Below are 20,421 nucleotides of genomic sequence, written 5' to 3'. Positions count from 1 at the left end.
ATTTAACTCTCTGGTGATTCTAACCATTTCACAACTGCTAAATAGTAAGCAAGATCATTTTGATTTTTTTCCAAAGAATCTTGTAGTTCAGCATTAGCAGTTTTTTTCTGTATTTCCATTTGTTGTTTGGCGATGACTTGTTGCAAGGCCAAAATTTTGTTACCAAATTCTTGTGGATTGTATTGTAATTGATAAGCCAGACTATTCATCCTTTTGCCAATTGCTTCTAATTGCTGACAACTTAATCCATCTGGTTGCTTATTTGGGCACAATTTTAAGGCACTTTGCAGTTCGGAAGGATGGGAGCGATAATATTGTTCATCTTTTTTAAACTGACATGAAACTAATCCTAAGGTGATTAATATTATCACTAAGTACTTACTCATACGCACCCTCTTGATGTAAACTACAAAAAGTCGATATTATCACCAGTCAGCAAGTAACGCTATCTTATGAGAATACCATATGCTTGATTTTAGATTAAATCGTGATCCCCAAACGAGCGAGCTATATATAGAAACTTCATTATGCGGGAAACCTTTACTCACTACGCCACAATTAAATAAAGGAACAGCGTTCACTCAGGAAGAAAGAAAAGAATTTGGTCTCTTGGGGAAACTCCCTCACCGTGTAGAAACCCTTGATGAGCAAGTAAAGCGAGCTTATCTGCAATATTCCAGTTATACGACACGATTACAACAACATATTTATTTAAATAATTTACATGATAAAAACCAAATACTGTTTTATAAACTCTTAAGTCGTCATTTAGGAGAAATGTTACCCATCATTTACACGCCTATCGTTGGTGCTGCCGTAAAACGGTTCAGTCACGAATACAGGCAGCCAAGAGGGTTGTATATTGCTCATTCAGATAAAAACCAACTCGAAGAAATAATTAATAACCGATCAAACCCAGACATAGATCTGGTTGTAGTAACTGATGGTGAGGGAGTGCTAGGCATCGGAGATCAAGGAATAGGTGGAATGGATATACCGGTTGCCAAATTAATGGTATACAGTTTATGTGGCGGCATTGATCCGACACGCACCTTACCAGTATTTCTTGATGTTGGAACCAATAATCAGGATTTATTAAATGATCCAATGTATCTTGGTTGCCGCCACCCAAGAATTAAAAATTCTGAATACGATGATTTTATCACAACCTTTGTGAATGCAATTCACAAACAATTTCCCAATGCCTTTTTACATTGGGAAGACTTTGGTCGAGGAAACGCTCGACGAATCCTGGACCAATTTCAGGATGAATTGTGTACTTTTAATGATGATATTCAAGGAACAGGGGCTGTCACTTTAGCAGCAATTCTGGCAGCCTGCGATGTGACTGGACTCCCCTTGCACGAACAAAAAATAGTAGTGTTCGGCGCGGGTTCTGCGGGCACAGGCATCAGCGATCAAATAATTGATGCGATGGTCAAAAATGGATTGAGTCTTGCTGATGCTTACGGAAGATTCTGGTTGATTGACAAACAAGGCCTGTTGCTTGCCAATGATCAAGAACTCACTGATGCTCAAAAACCTTATGCCCGTGATCCCGGAGATATTCAGTCCTGGGAAATCAATAACAGACATTCCCCCTCTTTCACTGACACAGTAAGGCAGATTAAGCCTACTATTTTAATCGGCTGTTCAGCCCAAACAGGCGCCTTTTCACAAGATATTATTGAAACCATGTCCGCCACTTGTGATCGCCCTATCATTTTCCCTCTATCCAATCCAGATGAGCGTTGTGAAGCACAAGCATCTGATATACTGGCATGGAGTAAAGGACGAGCATTAGTTGCCACTGGAACTGCTTTTCCCCCCGTTGAATATCAGAATCGAATGGTGCAAATCGCTCAGTGTAATAATGCTCTGGTGTTTCCTGGTATGGGTTTAGGTGTTTTAGCAGTAAGCGCCTCCCGGTTGACTAAAGATATGATTTTGGCCGCAGCTCAGACTTTAAGTAAATTTGCCCCAAGTAAAAAAGACAGTTTTTTACCTCTATTGCCGTCATTAGACAATGCACAGATTGTAGCCAAAGAAATAGCCATTGCTGTAGCTCAATGTGCCATTGATTCAGGCTATGCTCAAAAAAATCAGGACAAAGATCTACCAAGATTAATTGATGAACTTTTTTGGGAACCAAGATATCTGCCTTTTAGAAAAAAAGAATCTTAGTTGTTATTTAGTAACCGTTCAGGGTGTATATCTTGAATCTTGATGTCTTGATGAAATGCCGGAGTGGCATCAGGGTCGAATGAAAAACTGACTGAGTAAGCGCAGCATACATCAGTATGTGGGGATTTATCAGTCAGTTTTTCGTTTAAGATGGTTCAGATATGGCATTCCAGTGATATAGCGTGAACAGTTCTTAATTATTAACAGGATCAACAAAGTTGATTGTTACCTTTTTTATAGTTCCGCTATCGGGCTCCCAGGATCGAGCATATTTAAATACCATTTTGGTCTGGGCTGGATAGGTTTTGCCCTTATTCAAATTAAAAATAAATAACATTTTACCACCTGCCCCAATCAGATTAGTTTGCGGCTTTTCATAAATACTATTACTTAATGTGAGTAAATTCTTATCAAATTTTACTACAGACCACTGATAACCAGTGGTTGGGTTAGCCGCCAGACTGACAACGAAGTTGGGATCTTTGGAGCTAACTTTCATGACAACATCATTATTTGCATAGGACAAAACAGAAAATCCCATCAGCAACCAGCTCAATAACATTTTCATTTTTTTTCCTCATAAAACTCTGGCACCATATTAAATTTGAGAGCACCTTCGCTAACAATTAGTCTGCGCTATGGGTTGCGATTTACGTTAATGCGTTTCAATTTCCCATAATCAAAAATTAATTCGTATTGAAAATCCACAGGCGATTTTTGATAAACCCAAGTCTCCATTGTACTAGTACCATAACCTGTTTGATAACCAGCAGCATTATATAATGGTACACTTTCTTCATACATGAATTTATCCAGGGGCTCTCCACATTTAGAAAGAACTGTGTACTGGCTATCCCCTTCATACACCAATTTATCTCCACATCGCATGGCATAAGCTAAGGAGGATGTGATCATCAAGAAGAAGGTAGCCAATAAATAATCCCGTATTATCATTTACTACTCCTTGAGCTAACTAACCGTTCTTTTGCAGTAGAGTTTCAACAGTTCTTTTAAAAGCATAGCATCTGATACCTATTTATTCATCCCAGTTATCTCTATCCATATCTGACTCAGGCAAGAATCCGCCCACCTGAGCATCCCACATAGATTTATATAAACCATCCCTCGCTAACAACTCCTCATGAGTGCCATCTTCAATTATTTTTCCTGCTTCAAATACCAAAATTCTATCCATATGCAACAGAGTTGATAGCCGATGTGCGATCACTATCGTGGTCTTCGACTCCATTAATTGCCATAATGAACTTTGTATAGCCTCTTCCGTCAAGGAATCTAACTGCGAAGTAGCCTCATCTAATATTAAAATATTCGTGCCTTTTAAAATAGCGCGAGCAATTGCAATACGCTGCCGTTGTCCGCCAGATAATTTAATTCCTCTTTCTCCAACCAGGTTGTTATAGCCATCGGGCAGAAGTGAAATAAAATCATCACAGCAAGCTTGTTTTGATGCCATGATAACCTCATCATCTGTAGCATCAGGATTACCGTAACGAATATTTTCCATCAAAGTCCTGTGAAACAAAGTAGTATCTTGAGGAATTAAGCTGATTGCAGAGCGCAAGGAATCCTGAGTTACCTGGCTTATATCCTGACCATCAATCAAAATTTTTCCAGATTCAACATTAAATAAACGTAAAATTAAATGAATAAAAGTCGTTTTACCACTTCCCGAGAAACCTACCAACCCCACACGCTGTTTAGGTTCAATGATGACCGATTTATTTTCAAATACTTTCTTACCTTGATTATAATGAAAGGTGACATTATCAAACTCTATTTTTCCCTCAGTGACGACCAAAGATTTAGCCTCTGGAACATCCTGTACTTCTATAGGAGCGCTCAGCAAAGCTATGGCTTGTCTTGCTATACCTATTTCACGAAACAATTCTGCTATGGCGTGGCATAAGTACCAAATTTGGGTCATGATGGCGAAAGACACATTGAATATAAATACCAAATCACCTGTTGTAATGAGTCCTTTATTCCAAAAGGTCAACAGGAAATACACCATAGCTACTAACATCACTGTGACTGGTATATCCAGATACAAACGAAATATATTCATATAAATCGTTAATTTTTTATTACTTAACACTTCATTATTCTGACTTGAAGAAATGTAAGCTAACTCATCTCGCGATCGAGCAAAGAGCTTCACTACACTGGCATTACTTAAACTATCAACAATTTTCCCACTTAATTGGCTTTTATCTTCTGCGTTTACTTTCGCATATTGATCAACTTTTTTAGACAATCTGAAACTGATATAAAGTTGAAAAATAATCCAACTTAGCAAGATCACTGCAAACCAATAATTAATGGTGCACATTAAAATTAATGCAACCACAATAGAAGCAAATGCAGCAATGGCATACCAGGTTATAATATTGAATATAGAATCCAAGGCACGTGGTAAATCATTTACTTTATTTGCTAATCCTCCAGCCATTTGATTGGAAAAATAATGGTAGGATTGTCGGCTCAAATACCCCATGACTGACATCCTGACCTCAGCTTGAAATTTTGGTATCACATAGCCTTGCCACCAATTTTGCAGACGTAAAATAACAATTAATACAAACCAGGCTCCGCCTCCTAACCATAAGGCTGGAGCAACAACAGAAAAAATGTTTTCTTCTTTGGAATGTGTCCCAAGTGCGTCAATAATCATTTTCAAAGAATACGGAATAGCATTATTTTCAAGCACCATCGCAATTGGTGCTACAAAAAATACTGTAAAAGCCAGGGGTTGTTTCTTTATAAAATGCCAGAAAAATCGCCCTAGTGTTTTTGGTAATTCTTCGGCTTTCTTATTATTGTTATTCATAAGCCATACCTTTAGTGAATTATGACAAGGATTGCCTATTCTAACCTAATTTTTATCAATTGGAGATTTTTTTGTTTATAAACAATAACATTATTAGCTTAAATTACAGAAATGGGGGCAATGCAAACTGGAATTTTATTTTTGTATAATATGAATGAATAATCGCAAGAGATTTGAAAAACCATCTATACGAAAATCGTTTTAAAAATTATTTCCAAGCAAATAAAGATTTTTCGCAAATTAAAAAGTACAAAAAATAAGCTAAACTTTATAGAAATAACAAGGATCAACTTTAACTTAGGAGAAGAAATGTTTACTAAGCCTTTCATTGCTATGGTTAGCGCTGTTTTGTATTTTAGCCCTGTCTTAGCGGTCGCAGATGACACGAAAATGTGTAATGCAACTCAACAAGGAAATTGTGGGCGTTTTTGTCAAGCCCATCAAGGAATGAAATCGTGCATCATAGATATCACCACAAGAAGCGGTACTTGTACTTGTGTAGATGGGACCTCTCATACTAAATCATGAGTCATGAGTAACTGATAGACAATAGTAGCGGAATCATATTGAGAAAGTTACTTCTGTTTTTGCGTCAGGTACAAGCTCCAGCCAATTGCAGCCCGTATTGCACAGCATAATGCGGGTTGTTCATATCCAATGACCTTTGATACAAGCAAAATACATGAATTAAAAAACTTTTTTCATCAGGCGATTGAAAATTTTTTGTAAGTCCTGAAAATTTAATCTTGATCTTAAGTCTTATAAAAGCGATCATTTTTAACTTTGTTAAGTTAGGAGTGCGTGTGAAACACGAAACAATGGAGTTTGATGTCATCATAGTTGGTGCAGGACCTTCTGGATTATCTGCTGCAATTAAACTAAAACAGCTTGCCTTAGCTTCTCAAATGGAAATTAATATCTGTATATTAGAAAAAGGAGCTCAAGTGGGCTCTCATATTCTTTCAGGTGCCGTTTTAGAACCTAGAAGTTTAAAAGAACTGTTACCAGACAGCTGGCAACAAGCGCCCCTGGATACCCCTGTCAACAAAGATTTGTTTTATTTTCTGACGCAAAACAAATCATTTAAACTCCCCACCCCAAAACCCATGCACAATGAGGGAAATTTTATTATTAGCTTAGGAGAGCTATGCAAATTTCTTGCAGCACAAGCTGAAGCCTTAGGCTGTGAAATATACCCAGGATTTGCTGCATCAGAAATTCTCTATAATGATAAAAATCAAGTCATAGGGGTTGCTACCGGCGATGTAGGAATAGATAAACAAGGAGAAAAAACCAATAATTATCAACCGGGCATGCATTTATTAGCCAAACAAACGTTATTCGCCGAAGGATGCCGGGGACAATTAAGTCAAACATTAATGACTCGCTATCATTTAAGAGATCATTCACAACCACAAACCTACGGGATAGGGATTAAAGAAATTTGGCGGGTTGATGGCTCCAGACATGAGCCAGGAAAAGTCATTCATACTGTAGGTTGGCCTTTGGATCATGCGACTTATGGCGGTTCCTTTTTATACCATCTTTCAGAACTACGAGTGGCAATAGGTTTTGTTGTAGGACTTGATTATAAGAATCCCTGGCTGAATCCTTTTGGCGAGTTTCAGCGATTTAAAACACACCCTCTAATAAAATCTGTGCTCACTGGAGGAGAGCGAATTTCTTATGGTGCCAGGGCTCTAAATGAAGGAGGCTGGCAATCTCTTCCCAAGCTTACTTTTCCTGGCGGTTCTTTGATTGGCGATGCTGCAGGCTTTCTAAATGTGCCTAAAATTAAGGGTATACATACTGCGATGCAATCCGGCATGCTTGCTGCACAAGCATGCTTTGAGGCACTCAGTGAAGAAAAGAATGATCAATTTGAGTTAACAGGATATTCTGAAAGAGTTAATCAGTCCTGGCTCAAGCAGGAACTATATGCTGTTCGCAATATTCGACCTGGATTCAAATATGGTTTAGTCCCAGGCCTAATTAATGCCGCTTTTGAAACTTATGTCACTCGAGGTTATTCCCCATGGACATTAAAAAATCATGCCGATCATAAATCCTTAATTCCAGCGGAAAAAGCAAAAAAACTTGACTATCCCAAACCAGATGGTGTGCTCACTTTTGATAGACTCTCCTCTGTATTTTTATCAAATACATTTCATGAAGAAAATCAGCCCTGTCATCTCAAGTTAAAACAACCCAAATTGGCTATTGAAGTCAACTTTAACAAGTATGCCTCACCAGAGACGCGGTATTGTCCTGCAGCAGTCTATGAAATCATTGAAAATGAAGAAAACAAACCTCGGCTGCAAATTAATGCCCAGAATTGTATTCATTGTAAAACCTGTGACATTAAAGATCCTCGTCAGAACATAGTTTGGCAAGCTCCTGAAGGTGGTGGTGGTCCCAATTACTCAGAAATGTAATCAGTAAAACTTTATAATATTTTGTTAAGTATGCTAAAGAATTAATGAAAAAAAATTTGACCATTTTCTTTAACAAATTATAAAAAAATCAGGATTACCATATGTATCAACCATATCTGCTATTTGGCATTTTAATCCTCTCGCTCATTTTATTCGTTTGGAGTTACTGGCGATACGATTTCGTTGCGTTGTTTACATTGATTATATCTGTATTGACAGGGCTAGTTCCATTTAAGGGCATTTTCGGGGTTCAGTAACCCGGCAGTAATCACAGTTGGCTGCGTCATGATATTAACTTATGCCATCACCCAATCAGGAGTATTAACTAACCCCTTTATAAAATTAAAAACATTTTCAAAAAAATATCATTTCAGGTCAGTCTTTTCACAAGTACCAGTGCCTTCTTGCCTGCTTTCATGAATAACGTAGGTGTCTTGGGAATAATGATGCCTATCGCTATTCATTCGTTTACAGAAATTAAAAAATCTCCGTCGATCATCTTAATGCCTATTGCATTTTGCTCAGTGCTAGGTGGACTCATAACTGCCATGCTCTTTCCTAACTCCAATTGCCCATCAAAACAACACCATGGTTATGGGGCCATGGTAGGTATCGGTTTTTTGATTATCTTAGATTGGGGATTACCATTAGAAATTATTATTCTAGCAGTTTCAATTCCATCTATCTTATGGGCGTGGCCATTATAAAAATGAAGAGCAGTTTTAATTAGACCCGTAAAGTAGCACGGGTCTAAAGATACTTAAGTATTTATATATCTCATTTCGATTACATTAAACCTTTTGTGGATCAATGTCTTTGATTTTTTCCCATTGGGTATTACCTTTTTTTATGTTACCCGGTATATCTTTCGACCAAATTTCCTGTACTTGTTTGTTAAGATTAAGGTACAAGACACCATCAACAATTTTCCATGCCAAAGGATCACTTACTACTTTTCTACCTACTGAAACAGCAAAGGCACAATAGCCGCCATAAGCGGGCAAATATTTTTCAGGATTAGCCTGAAAAGTTTTTTTATTTTCGTCGGTGGCAAAAATATAAGCTACTCCATTATGAAAAGCAGTGTGGTTTCCACTACCACGAACTGGACCACTATTTTGATGATAGGAAACCAAGTCATAACCCTGAACACCAACCAGACTAACCGCTGCATCGGAAGCAAATACCAAAAAGGGCAGGAATAATAAAGATACAATTGATAATACAACTATTTTAATTTGTTTCATTTTTATTGTCCTTAATAACGTTATATGTACTTATTAATTCATTATAGGAGCTGCCGTTTGGTTTAAAGCAAAAAAATCTTCTAACTCTTGGTTAATTGCTTCAACAGTCCCTATAGAAAACCATAGATTATTTTTAGGTTTTTTTCCTTCATGTTTTGCAAGTTCTTTTGCAATCAGTTGCATTTGATATTCATCGATCTCCACTCCTTTGTTATGAAGCTCCTTTTTTTGGCTTAAAGTTAGCAATGCATTGACTATATGGGTTAAAGATAAACAAATTTGTGGATCATTTTGAAATACTTCATCCTCCAGAACGACTTTAAGTCTGTTCAATGCTTTTTCATATTCAATTATGGTGATTTCCTGATGGTTCATTACGATTTTATGTAATAACCTCCCTAATTCTTGGGAGTTATCATAGGCCTCGTTATCTCTATGATAAGTCAATTCTTCAAAACGTCTTAAACAGTTCTGATTAAAATCTTGAATATCTTGCAGAATTTTAGCCTCATCATCAGGACCATGTATAATAAATCGCCTGACATAAATTTTTTCAATCACATCAATGAGTTCTGCTTTATCAATAACTCCCTGACAACCTAACCCCATCGGATAAGTTTTTGTATCGGGTTTATGTAAAATTGCCAATAATGGCCCAAAGTCATAGTTACATACACCCAGATAAGTAAAACATTTTAAAAACAAATAGCACTTCTCTCCTTCATGAGTAAACTTAAGCTGCAAATAAGAATAGCTTGAAGTATCGCGTTGCTGCTCAGATAAATTTACTGCTAAAGCCTGCTCACCTAATAAACTATCCCCATGATTTCGATAAACACTATGCTTAATAGGCAATGTAATAGTTATCGAATTGACCTCCTTCTCGACTTCCATGGGTTGAAATTCTGAATCAACACAATTGATATAAGCCTCATCTAAAACAATTCTGTCGTTTGTTTGAAAAAGACCAAAACTGGGTTGGATATTGGATCTGTATGATGAATTAAGGGACTGACTAACCAAATTTGCTTCCTTTCCAGCAACTAATTGCTTCCCGATACTAGCACTTTTCTTTAATCCTTTAAAAATTTTCATAATTTACATCTCCTTTAATAACACAACCTTTGCAATCCATTCTTAACTACTGCAAAGTATCTTAATTATTAACTTTTGGTCAATAGTTCTTTCGTCTTTAATAATACCTTCTTTAGTTCTAGTAAGAGCTTATTATCTTTCGAGCAAGAGATTTTCAAAAATTCTGCAATGAGAAATCACTAAGCTATACTGGGCTACTCATTATTTCCATTTTTTCACAGAAGAAATTTTCATCCTCGTTGTCATTTTTCAGCTATAAAGGTAGACTTGCGTTTGGAAAATACGTCCCGGTGGCACAGATGGATAGCGCAGCCCCCTCCTAAGGGGCAGGTCGGAGGTTCGAATCCTCTCCGGGACGCCACTAGCAGAAAGACCTGAAAAAATTCCAGTCAAGTGGATTTGATTCACAAGGTGCTGTTAACTCTTTCTTGCCTTACTAAATTCAATGCTTTCATTTAATCCCTTCCTATAAAACCATTAAGAATGAATAGAAAAATTTGGGTATGAGTTAATGACACAGATCAACTAGACTCGCAAACAAGCTCTGGGACACTGAAGAGCCACACAAACAAAGCGCGGACTAATTCCTGATGATTTATAGGGGCAAATCAAAGGATTATTTGGGTGTATACTACTCATTTAAGTATCCGTTCAATCCAAATAGATGCAGCCTCTTTAAATATGGTTTGGATTGCATTCGCGACAAACTAAGTACACTTTCCTGTAAAATGCCTGAATTTAGAAAATCATTGAACATATAATACCAAAATCTATGCAACAATGAATAAAATCATGAATTTTTACCCTACACAGAGAACGTATTGATCATTATTTGCTCATTTAATATTTCGTTAATATTGCTCAAATATAATTCACTCACAATGAATTAAAATGGCTTTAGTGTATGCCTAGAATCAATATTAAAGATAAAAATCAAAATTATATTCATGCTGTTACAAAAAACTCGAAATACATTGCTTTTAAAGAAGGTGTATTATCTATATTCAATGAATATGATAGTGAGGATGAAGATACAGATATTGATTTTGATAAAGCCATCATTCAAGAAGCCCTTCTGAATAGTTTAAATTACATCCATCAAGAGATTTGTAAGCAACAGGAAAGAGAATATTTCAATATTGTTCGCATATTAACTATCATTGATGATTTAACAAATGGCTTTCGTGATGTTGCTCCTAGAATGTCACGAGTTTTCGCCAATGAAGCATTTCGACTATTATTAACTCATTATGATTTGAAACTAAAAGATTGGTATACAACGGTCGATCTTGCAACAATGCATCATTACGCCGCCTATCCCTGTTCAAACGGAAAGCGAGAAAGAATACAAAGAAACACGATTTGTGACATTGCTAATGATATGCTAGTTTCTGTCGACTTGTATTATGGAAGTTATCCTGAGAACTATGAATATCTTTATTATGGGATTTACGATGATCTTAAAAATCTTTTATATCCTGATATTTCTTTGCACGACAATAAATATCTCAACCAACAGGACAGGTTTGAGCAAAGGCAAATGCAACTATTTTCAGAGAATGACAATGAAGAGCCCAAAGTAAAAAAACATAAGCGTTGTATTATTCTGTAGTTAACTGTAGTTAATAGGGTCAGGCCTTGAATTGTGAATTATCAATTAAAATTTGCTGAATCTATTGACTATAAGGGTAAATGAACTAAAACATTACAAGGAAAAAATAATCAAAATTCAAGGCCTGCCCCTCTAGGTTTTGCTCTAAACCAAAGCAGCTGCTGAAAAAATTAAGGCAATATACTGATTGTTAAAAGGATTAAGCTTGTAATGGCAAATATCGGGTGAAAGATGACAACTAACATGGGGGGTCTTTTATGTTTAGAGCGAAAAACAAGTAATGTTAATCCTCCCAACACCGTCAGGGATAGCGTGACAAAACTGACCAGTAGGATAGTAGAGTACCCCGCGGTAATCATATGAAGACATACAAGCAGCCAAGCAATTATCGCTATTGAACCATGAAGTACCACCACAGTTTTAGAACGCACCTGTTTTTGTAGCAAGGTTGCCAGATTGGCTACGCCTAACATTATAGCCACCAACAATAAGAAAGCTGCTGTAATTAACATATATTTTCCTTAGTTTATAAAACATTTAAGCTTAATTATTTATATTTTGCCAGGTTTCATGAGATTTTGTAGTTAATAGGGTCAGGCCTTGAATTGTGAATTATCAATTAAAATTTGCTGAATCTATTGACTATAAGGGTAAATGAACTAAAACATTGCAAGGAAAAGATAATCAAAATTCAGGGCCTGACCCTCCAGGTGTGACTTGCTGCAATTTTTAAAAAAATTTTTGACATAGTCATCATTCAATACAGTTGCCAAGATAATATTGGTTAGGCTGTCGCGAGATAGTCCGTTCCAAACTGAGCAAGATAATCTTTATAATTACCGAGGTAATTTTGAGCACCGTACCGCTCGGTTAAGACTAGAATCCGGGTTGAGATGCTGTCGATGAAATGGCGATTATGGCTTACGAATAACACGGCTCCTGGAAAAGTTTGGATGGACTCTACTAGGGCATCAATAGATTCAAGATCAAGGTGGTTGGTTGGCTCATCAAGAATCAGAACATTGTGTTTTTCCAAAATTAATTTGGCCAAAACTAATCTTGCCGATTCACCACCACTTAACAACCCAATCTTCTTATCAACGTCTGAGCCGCGAAATAGAACCTGGCCTAGCACTTTCCTGATCTCCTGAGAAGTGGCGACAACTTGCTCTTCCATCCACTCTAATACAGTTTCAGTCGGATCCAACTGCAGTCGATAATCTTGTGAAAAATACCCAACTTTAACCGTCTCACTCCATTCAAAACAACCTCGATCCGGTTGAAGCTCACTCAATAAAATTTTTAATAAGGTCGATTTACCGATGCCATTAGGCCCAATAATTGCACATTTGTCGCCGCGATTAATATTAAACGCAACTTCTTTTAATAAAATCTTTTCATTAAATTGTTTATGAATATTATCAACTTTAATAACTGATTTACCGGACGGATTTTTTGGTTGAAAATTAAAATACGGTTTAAAAACATTGGAATCTTTTATTTCAACCAATTCTATGCGATCAATCATTTTTTGGCGAGAAGCTGCTTGAGAGGCTTTGCTTGCCTTTGCCCCAAATCGATCCACGAAGTTTTGCATTTCCTCAATTTTCTTTTGCTTATTTTTCAATTCACTCTGTTTCAGAATAAGTCTTTCTTTTTTAGCGGCAACAAATTGATCATAATCACCAGGGTAATTTTGAATAGTATCGTAATCAATATCTAGAATATTGGTCGACACGTTGTTGAGGAAACCACGATCATGTGAAATGAAAATGAGCAACCCAGTGAAAGATGTTTTTAAGAATTGCTCAAGCCAGGCTATTGATAAAATGTCCAAATGGTTCGTCGGTTCGTCGAGCAGCATGATTTCTGGTTTTTGAAACAAAACTTGCGCCAGCAAAACGCGCAGCTTATATCCGCCAGATAAGGCGCTTAGTGGGCCATTATGGAATTTTTCAGCGATGCCTAAACCAAGTAATAAATTTTTGGCCGTGGATTCTGCCTCATAGCCTCCTTGTTGCATGATAAGTTCTTCAAGCTCGCTCACTCGATAGCCATCTTCTTCGGTAAAGTCATCACTGGCATAGATTTTATCCTTTTCGGTGAGTGCATCCCATAAGCTTGCATTTCCTTGAATCACCACATCCAGAAGTGAATCGTCTTCGTATCGAAAATGATCTTGCTTTAATATCCCAACATTAAGGCTTTTCGCCTTTTCAACACTGCCACTGGTCGAGGGTTCTTCTCCTGCTAAAATTTTTAAAAACGTGGATTTTCCTGCTCCATTTGCCCCAACTATGCCGTAGCGCTTGGTAGGTAATAAGATCAAATCAACATTTTGAAATAGGGATTTTTTTCCAAAATCCATACCAATACTTCTTACTTCCAACATGTGAAAAACCTCAATTCAAGCATTTAACTTTTGTCCAAAATTTCAACTTGCTTAGCATATTCGCCCCGTTCGCCCTTATCTAAACTAAAACGAACGCGCTGCCCTTCGATTAATTCTTTGTAACCCTCGGCCCGAACTTCAGAAAAATGAACAAAAACCTCTTTATCTTCTGAATCGGGTGTAATAAAACCATAACCCTTAATTTTATTAAAACGCTTTACTATACCTGTTTGCATTATTTGCTCACTTTGCTCTGAAACGTTATGGCAGCCGTCGAACATTTACTTTCCGGCCTTTTAGTTTCCCATTTTGTAAATATTTATAAGCTTTATCGGCCTGGCTTCGCCTGATTGCGACATAAGAATAAAGTGTGGACACATCAATTTTACCAATATTATCCCCAGGCAAACCCGCATCTTTAGTTAAAGCCCCTAATATATCACCTGGACGAATTTTTTCTTTTCTTCCAGCAGAAATGCACAAAGTCACCATATCTGGTAACTTAACCGATGTGTTGATCGGGTCTAACTTGCTTTTGTCACCCCAAGTCAAGGACACTCTTGTTTCTTGCTCAATCACACAAAGTCGCTCAGCATCAGCCGGCGTCGTTAGAGTTAAGGCTAACCCTTTACTGCCCGCGCGCCCAGTTCGACCGATTCGGTGAATATGAACTTCTGGCTCAAAAGCCACATCATAATTAATGACTGCAGGAAGATCTTTAATGTCCAACCCGCGTGCGGCCACATCCGTTGCCACTAAAATCAAGGCACTGCGATTACTGAATCGAATCATCGCCTCGTCCCGCTCAATTTGTTCCAAATCCCCATTAAGGGCAATGGCGCTAAACCCTTCGTTGCAAAGAAGGCTCGATAACGAGACGGTTTGATCTTTGGTATTACAAAAAATCAGTGTTGCTGTGGGCCGATGATGCAGCAACAGTGATTTTAATAATGGGAACTTATCATTTTTATGTGACACTTCATAGAAGCATTGCTCAATATCAAGATGAGATTGCGCATCCTCGATAATCACCCGCTGAGGATTGTGCATAAACTCACCCGCAAGCTGCTTAATTTGAGCCGGATAAGTAGCAGAAAACAATAAAGTCTGTCGCGCCTTGGGGCAAAAGTTAATCACTTTTTTGATCGAATCTAAAAAACCCATATCCAGCATTCGATCTGCTTCATCCAGAACCAGCGTTTGTAGTTTATTCAATGACAAAGATTCTTTATCTAGGTGCTTTTGCACGCGCCCAGGAGTGCCGACAACAATGTGGGCCCCATGTCTTAGTGAATCCAACTGAGGGCGCATCGGCATACCGCCGGACAGATTCAGAATTTTAATATTAGATAAAAGGCGTGCTAAGCGCCGCAAAGCCTGGCTGACCTGTTCAGCTAACTCACGCGTCGGACAAAGCACTAGTGCCTGAATGGCGTAATGCTCCACATTTAAACGATTCAATAAAGCCAAACCAAATGCCGCGGTTTTTCCACTTCCTGTTTTGGCCTGTGCAATGATATCTGAGCCATCCAGCATGATGGGTAAACTCTCTGCCTGAATCGGTGTCATGTTCTGATAATCTAAAGACACGAGGTTGACTTGCAAGGCATCTCGCAACTTCAAAGAAGTAAAGGAAAGCCCTTCCAAGCTTTCTGGCACAACATGACTATCAGGATTTTTCACGTAGACACATCACAAGGATAATAAAATAAAGGCTATCTTAACATTGAGTAGATTTATTTTAAACAATTTATTTAATTTAAGTACATTTATATTTTATATTTTTTAGTGTTCAGAATCTTATATTGAATAGACATCAATCACTGAGATTATAGGAAATAAGGTTAAAATAGAGCTCATGATGAACATAATACGATTAGTCTGTGAATGGAATATCTGTAGCGAAATACAATCCAAGCCGCGCTTGGTAATTCGAATACCCCCTGCATTTTTTTCCCATCGATATTTTTTGAGTGAAACGTCAGTTGAAGCCAAGTTGATTGATTTTTGCAAAGGCGATTTACCATTACGATTATCATTATAATAGCGCTAAAAAGAGTTTAATTTACTATGTAAATTGCGATCATTCTAGAGCAGATTATTACTACGCTTGCTTACATGTGTTTTTGGGACATGACACCAGACAGTCATCGACTAAACTTAGTTTTCACAGTAATCAGACTTAAGAGAATTTTATCGAAGGAAGGATGTTGTTCGCCTCCCTCCCCTTTTTTATCCTTGGACCATTGGTTATTCGGACTTTTAGATCCTGCTATTTTTCCAACCGGGGCACCCCGTAGTGTATAATTAACGAACACATCTTTGAATTTGAATATATACTATAAATATGTAAAGGAATACTATTATGAATCCCACATCTCAACATAATCTATTATCTCTTTTTTCAACGTTAAAAAGTTTTGAGAGAAGAGAATTTACTTTTGAAGAATTAAAAACGTCCTACCGACCCAACACTATCAATAAATACTTAACAACGTACCTTGAGGGCTATTGTAAAAGAATATCGTCTAACAGATGGATATGTGAAGGAATTAGTAACTTATCCAATGAGCAGTTTTTAATTTTAATGAGTCAGAAAAATATAAATCATTTAAGAACTAATGTTGCTTCGAGGTTAATTCTTCGTAGTAAAGAAGCATTTTTATCTTCTTTAATCATTTACAACAATCCATTACAACCTTATAGATTGGAATCATTCTTAATACTATTACTAAATGCTTGGGAACTTTTACTTAAATATGAAATTGTTCAAATAGATGGGGAGAAATTAATTTATTCCGATAAAGATAAAAAAAAGACTATAACAATTACAAAGTGTATAAATAAACGCATAAAAGAGAATGATCCAATTAGGACTAACTTAGAATTCTCTGTATTTATACGGAATGGAGCATCACACTTTGTAATTCCTGAAACACTTCCTGCTCTTTCTAGGCTTCTGTATCCAACAGTACATAACTATATTGAAAGATATCATTCTTTAATGAATGAATCACCCTTAGCACCTAATACAAGCATGATAAATATGATTATTGATGAAAATCCTTGGGATCAACAAATGATAATAAAAAATTATGGAAAAAAAACAGCGACACAAATTTTTAATATGTTAGATATGATTAACAATAAAGCAAAAGAGATTAACTCTGATAAATTTTTCATCTCTTTCGACTATAGGGTTGCTTTAGCAAAAAAAGGAAAAAAAGCTGATATCAATCTAACTGTTGGTACAGATGGAAAAAATGTAGGAGCAATTGAAACTACTGTCTCCATTGATAAAAAATATCCATATAAATCAAAAGAATTAATAGAATATTTAAATGGTAATATTACACCCAGTATAGTGAACCAATATCATTTGAATGCGGTAAACTATGTATTCGATATTAAGCATGAAGACACTTATTACTATCTAAATGAAAATGTTTCTCGTTATTCTCAAAAATTTGCTGATTGGTTCATTCAAGAATATTTAAAAGAAGAAGATTGGATCATTGGAGTATTAAAAGAATATAAAAATACTCGCAATAAAAAGAGTAACCTTTCGAAAAAAATGCAGGGACATCAATTCTCAGGAATCAAAGAAATTACTTCCTAATTAAACTATTCTTAGAATGGATCTCTGCCTATTCATATCGCCAATTAGCTCATAATGTTAGCAATTTATCGAATATATGATTCGTCATCATAAATTAAACTCTAATGGTTCAATTAAGCATATCTCATTATATGTCTCTAATAATAATCGTTTAATTTTTCCCCTCGAATAACTTAATATATTTGCATCTTCATAGTTTTCTGTCTCCAAACAAAATATTTTGCAAAAAATATTTTTATAAAATTCTTCAGTTATCAAATCTAATTTGTTGTGATTTTCAGCATCTTCTATTTCATTTAAAACTAAAGGCTGAAGTCCATCAACACAAATAAATGTACAATGAAGTGATTCTTGGAGGAGAAAATAAGATTCTTCTATAATTTTTTTCGTTAATTCAATATTTTTTTGTATACTATATATCGCCGTTCTCAATAAACTAATAATTTTTAATTTATTATTAAAACGAGTTTCTCTTGAATTTTTAATTATTTCTTGTCCTGCTAAATTCAATGCTTTCATTTAAATCCCTTTCTATAAGTCCTTAAGAATTAATAGCAAATTACTTTCTCTTGAGATCTCGGTAGAAGTTTTCATGTACCCCAAGTGCTAATAGAATCCTTAATGCTGGATCCCATTCATAAGCTAAAAGAAATTGTTGATGATTGATTTTAAATTTATAAACATATACTCCAATTAAATCCCCTTTTTTCTCTTCTCCAATTTTAGGATTATTGACGATTGTACGGACAGCCTCGTTAACTATGGTTTTATGTGATGCAGGCAATTTCTTATAGACCTTCTTAAACGCAGGCATTTGCCTTATTTCGATATCACTCACCTTCACCCTCGAATTGAAAAGGTTCAGCTAAAGACTTATCTTGAAGCTTAGAAAGCAAAACATCTTTTATAAACTCAATTGGTAAATCAGGATTATCCAATGCACACTTTCCTAACTTAGCCCAATATTCTATTTGATTCGGAATAGAACGAAATTCTGCGGCGGCAACTTTTTTGGCCTCATAATAAATATTTTCGTCAATTCTTATTGGGATTCCCATTATTTCACCTACAATAGTATTTTTTTGCTACATTTGTAGTATAGCATAGTTCTGGTTTAAATAAAGTTCAAGCAAATATTTTTCGCAGGGAAATGAAAGGGAGGTACAGTTGACTTTTTTTTCAAACATATCGTCTTTTCGGGCTTCCACACCTGAGGCAATCGATTCCGAAAAGGAGAATATATAAATTAATCGAAGATTTCTAGTTATAAGAGAGCTTTCTGTAAGTTTGCACAACATCACTAAAAAGACAGAAAAAACGTGGGCTTTTGGGACATTTAGCCGCATATTCCAGCTTCTAACTAGAACATTCCCTATAAAACATACATTTAAATCAAACAAATTTATATAAAAGATCTACAATTAAAAATAAAGGAAAATACTAATTATAAAAAATGATACCTTCTCCGCCCGACAATATTCATGACATATTTGACGAATGTGTCAAAAATAATAGCTTTGAAAGTATAGCTTTTGAGTGGTATAAATATATTGCTCAACTTGTTCTTCACTGTTCATCACTTGATAAGTCTTCACCTGCTATAAATGAAATTAAAAATATGCATTATGCAATTTTAATTGGAATGCTAAATCGTATTGGCCGATTAATGATATCAGTTATGGAATTATCAAAAGGCGGGAATTTTGGAGAGACCACATCAATTCTCGATAGATGTATAAATGAAACATGTATTAAATTAATGTGGTTATGCCACTCACCTTCAGAAGATAAATTTAACCGCTTTATTGCATCCGGCCTGAAATCTGATCTCAAACTTCAAAAAAATATTCTGTCTAATATTAAAAACAGAGGAAATAATCGCTTACCTATAGAAGATAGAATGCTCAAAAGTATTAAAAAATATATAAATGATAGTGGGTTATCCAAAAATAAAATACAAAAATTAAAAAATATTCCTAATATGAGAGAAATGATTATATCATTAGGTATGCATGAAACATATTACACTGTAATAATGAATATTGGATCTCATAGCATACATGGTACATGGTCATCATTATACAAAGACTATTTTGAACTTGATGGTGAAAGTGTTTATCCCGCAGATCACACCTCTCCTACTCATATTAACCAATATCTGTCAATATCAGTTCTTTCTCTAACCTGCATTTCATATTTCCTGAAATTTATTATAAATAATACTGATGCATTAAAGGGTTACACTGAGATATTGCAGAGCGTCCATAATGAAATATTAAAAATCAAACAATTAAGTGACTAAATTATACTCATTTATTCACACCAACCATCTTACAAATTGATTGAATTGAATGTTTTTTATTGGCGAAAAGAGTCTTCACTAGCTCTTTTTGCTCATCACTAAGTTTTTCAGGCTTACCACCTTGGCGACCTCTAGCTCTAGCAGCTTCAAGATCTGCAAGTGTTCTCTCTTTAATTAAATTACGTTCAAATTCTGAAAGGGCTCCAAATACATGAAACATAAACTTGCCTGAAGGTGTTTCTGTATTAATAGACTCAGTAACACTATGAAAACCTATTCCCTTTTCTTCTAGCTTGCTCACATAGGAAATAAGATGTTTGAGAGATCGCCCTAATCTATCCAATCGCCAAACACCTAAAACATCACCCTCTCTAAGGAAATTTTCAACTTTTTCTAAACCAGGTCGTTCCGATACAGAACCACTAATTTTATCCGTAAAAATTTACTCACACCCAGCCTTCTTCAATTCATCAAGCTGCAAATCTAAATTTTGTTCATGTGTTGATACCCTGGCATAGCCAACTCTCATTATTATTCCTTCTCGTTCAGAAACACTAATAGAATAGATTAAAATGAACTTTGATTAATGTATAGAATTTTCGAACTGGTTTACGAGGTAAAATGCAAATTTTTGAACATCGATTTTAGACGTTCACAAACCCATCATTTATCGGAACTTTAAAAGAA

Annotated in this window: 20 protein-coding genes, 1 tRNA gene and 1 pseudogene; 8 read left to right on the top strand and 14 right to left on the bottom strand. The window is 35.9% G+C overall.

Features of this window, described 5'->3' with window-relative positions; genetic code table 11:
* Positions 1 to 2: 2 nt before the first annotated feature.
* Entirely contained in the window at positions 3 to 386 is a 384-nt protein-coding gene (locus ACZ5EK_RS06725) for a hypothetical protein (RefSeq protein WP_464432089.1), read from the bottom strand.
* 79 nt (positions 387 to 465) lie between these two features.
* Between ACZ5EK_RS06725 and ACZ5EK_RS06720 the strand changes: the two genes are divergently transcribed.
* The gene (locus ACZ5EK_RS06720) at positions 466 to 2,184 is read left to right on the top strand and encodes an NAD-dependent malic enzyme (protein WP_464432087.1); all 1,719 of its coding nucleotides are present in this window, start codon (positions 466 to 468) and stop codon (positions 2,182 to 2,184) included.
* A gap of 193 nt (positions 2,185 to 2,377) precedes the next feature.
* On the opposite strand, the gene ACZ5EK_RS06715 is transcribed toward ACZ5EK_RS06720, so the two are convergent.
* The 3 genes from ACZ5EK_RS06715 to ACZ5EK_RS06705 form a co-directional block, all read right to left on the bottom strand.
* Complete coding sequence (locus ACZ5EK_RS06715; RefSeq protein WP_464432085.1) at positions 2,378 to 2,752, bottom strand: protease inhibitor I42 family protein; 375 nt, start codon at positions 2,750 to 2,752, stop codon at positions 2,378 to 2,380.
* 68 nt (positions 2,753 to 2,820) lie between these two features.
* Positions 2,821 to 3,138: a DUF2845 domain-containing protein gene (locus tag ACZ5EK_RS06710; RefSeq protein WP_464432083.1), complete on the bottom strand. Its 318-nt coding sequence runs from the start codon at positions 3,136 to 3,138 to the stop codon at positions 2,821 to 2,823.
* 82 nt (positions 3,139 to 3,220) lie between these two features.
* Positions 3,221 to 5,032, bottom strand: coding sequence for an ABC transporter ATP-binding protein (locus ACZ5EK_RS06705; protein WP_464432081.1), 1,812 nt, complete (start codon positions 5,030 to 5,032; stop codon positions 3,221 to 3,223).
* A 309-nt stretch (positions 5,033 to 5,341) separates the two neighbouring features.
* On the opposite strand from ACZ5EK_RS06705, the gene ACZ5EK_RS06700 reads away from it, so the two are divergent.
* The 3 genes from ACZ5EK_RS06700 (at position 5,342) to ACZ5EK_RS06690 (ending at position 8,174) form a co-directional block, all read left to right on the top strand.
* Positions 5,342 to 5,560: a hypothetical protein gene (locus ACZ5EK_RS06700; protein WP_464432080.1), complete on the top strand. Its 219-nt coding sequence runs from the start codon at positions 5,342 to 5,344 to the stop codon at positions 5,558 to 5,560.
* 275 nt (positions 5,561 to 5,835) lie between these two features.
* On the top strand, positions 5,836 to 7,467 hold the full coding sequence (locus ACZ5EK_RS06695) for an electron transfer flavoprotein-ubiquinone oxidoreductase (protein WP_464432078.1): 1,632 nt from the start codon (positions 5,836 to 5,838) through the stop codon (positions 7,465 to 7,467).
* Positions 7,468 to 7,808: 341 nt separating this feature from the next.
* On the top strand, positions 7,809 to 8,174 hold the full coding sequence (locus ACZ5EK_RS06690) for an SLC13 family permease (protein ID WP_464432465.1): 366 nt from the start codon (positions 7,809 to 7,811) through the stop codon (positions 8,172 to 8,174).
* Positions 8,175 to 8,258: 84 nt separating this feature from the next.
* On the opposite strand, the gene ACZ5EK_RS06685 is transcribed toward ACZ5EK_RS06690, so the two are convergent.
* Positions 8,259 to 8,714, bottom strand: a complete 456-nt coding sequence (locus tag ACZ5EK_RS06685) for a YHS domain-containing (seleno)protein (protein ID WP_464432076.1) — start codon at positions 8,712 to 8,714, stop codon at positions 8,259 to 8,261.
* A gap of 33 nt (positions 8,715 to 8,747) precedes the next feature.
* Positions 8,748 to 9,809 (bottom strand): lpg1273 family Dot/Icm T4SS effector, encoded by a 1,062-nt coding sequence (locus tag ACZ5EK_RS06680; RefSeq protein WP_464432075.1) that lies wholly within the window; start codon positions 9,807 to 9,809, stop codon positions 8,748 to 8,750.
* 284 nt (positions 9,810 to 10,093) lie between these two features.
* Between ACZ5EK_RS06680 and ACZ5EK_RS06675 the strand changes: the two genes are divergently transcribed.
* Together ACZ5EK_RS06675 and ACZ5EK_RS06670 are read left to right on the top strand one after the other, a co-directional pair.
* A tRNA-Arg gene (locus ACZ5EK_RS06675) sits at positions 10,094 to 10,170 on the top strand.
* 543 nt (positions 10,171 to 10,713) lie between these two features.
* Positions 10,714 to 11,421: a hypothetical protein gene (locus tag ACZ5EK_RS06670; protein ID WP_464432074.1), complete on the top strand. Its 708-nt coding sequence runs from the start codon at positions 10,714 to 10,716 to the stop codon at positions 11,419 to 11,421.
* Positions 11,422 to 11,591: 170 nt separating this feature from the next.
* Here ACZ5EK_RS06670 and ACZ5EK_RS06665 read toward each other — a convergent pair whose 3' ends face one another.
* The 4 genes from ACZ5EK_RS06665 to dbpA form a co-directional block, all read right to left on the bottom strand.
* Positions 11,592 to 11,933 (bottom strand): hypothetical protein, encoded by a 342-nt coding sequence (locus ACZ5EK_RS06665; protein ID WP_464432073.1) that lies wholly within the window; start codon positions 11,931 to 11,933, stop codon positions 11,592 to 11,594.
* Between the two features lie 272 nt (positions 11,934 to 12,205).
* A complete protein-coding gene (locus ACZ5EK_RS06660) occupies positions 12,206 to 13,813 on the bottom strand; it encodes an ABC-F family ATP-binding cassette domain-containing protein (protein WP_464432072.1) in 1,608 nt (535 codons plus the stop codon).
* A gap of 23 nt (positions 13,814 to 13,836) precedes the next feature.
* The gene (locus ACZ5EK_RS06655) at positions 13,837 to 14,049 is read right to left on the bottom strand and encodes a cold-shock protein (protein ID WP_464432071.1); all 213 of its coding nucleotides are present in this window, start codon (positions 14,047 to 14,049) and stop codon (positions 13,837 to 13,839) included.
* 25 nt (positions 14,050 to 14,074) lie between these two features.
* Entirely contained in the window at positions 14,075 to 15,496 is a 1,422-nt protein-coding gene (gene dbpA, locus ACZ5EK_RS06650; RefSeq protein WP_464432069.1) for an ATP-dependent RNA helicase DbpA, read from the bottom strand.
* A gap of 682 nt (positions 15,497 to 16,178) precedes the next feature.
* On the opposite strand from dbpA, the gene ACZ5EK_RS06645 reads away from it, so the two are divergent.
* On the top strand, positions 16,179 to 17,432 hold the full coding sequence (locus ACZ5EK_RS06645) for a DUF3644 domain-containing protein (RefSeq protein WP_464432068.1): 1,254 nt from the start codon (positions 16,179 to 16,181) through the stop codon (positions 17,430 to 17,432).
* A gap of 87 nt (positions 17,433 to 17,519) precedes the next feature.
* On the opposite strand, the gene ACZ5EK_RS06640 is transcribed toward ACZ5EK_RS06645, so the two are convergent.
* The 3 genes from ACZ5EK_RS06640 to ACZ5EK_RS06630 are packed head-to-tail and all read right to left on the bottom strand — an operon-like array spanning position 17,520 to position 18,490.
* Complete coding sequence (locus tag ACZ5EK_RS06640) at positions 17,520 to 17,951, bottom strand: hypothetical protein (protein WP_464432067.1); 432 nt, start codon at positions 17,949 to 17,951, stop codon at positions 17,520 to 17,522.
* 40 nt (positions 17,952 to 17,991) lie between these two features.
* Entirely contained in the window at positions 17,992 to 18,270 is a 279-nt protein-coding gene (locus tag ACZ5EK_RS06635; RefSeq protein WP_464432065.1) for a type II toxin-antitoxin system RelE/ParE family toxin, read from the bottom strand.
* On the bottom strand, positions 18,263 to 18,490 hold the full coding sequence (locus ACZ5EK_RS06630; RefSeq protein WP_058512605.1) for a TA system antitoxin ParD family protein: 228 nt from the start codon (positions 18,488 to 18,490) through the stop codon (positions 18,263 to 18,265). Before ACZ5EK_RS06630 ends, ACZ5EK_RS06635 begins: the two co-directional genes overlap by 8 nt.
* A 395-nt stretch (positions 18,491 to 18,885) precedes the next feature.
* On the opposite strand from ACZ5EK_RS06630, the gene ACZ5EK_RS06625 reads away from it, so the two are divergent.
* Positions 18,886 to 19,734: a DUF5677 domain-containing protein gene (locus tag ACZ5EK_RS06625; protein ID WP_464432064.1), complete on the top strand. Its 849-nt coding sequence runs from the start codon at positions 18,886 to 18,888 to the stop codon at positions 19,732 to 19,734.
* Positions 19,735 to 19,741: 7 nt separating this feature from the next.
* On the opposite strand, the pseudogene ACZ5EK_RS06620 reads toward ACZ5EK_RS06625, so the two are convergent.
* A pseudogene (locus tag ACZ5EK_RS06620) lies at positions 19,742 to 20,263 on the bottom strand (recombinase family protein).
* Positions 20,264 to 20,421 lie beyond the last annotated feature (158 nt).

It is taken from the genome of Legionella sp. JM-2024, from assembly GCF_055389095.1.
Note: the sequence above shows the minus strand (reverse complement) of the source record. Positions and strands in the feature narration are given on the sequence as shown.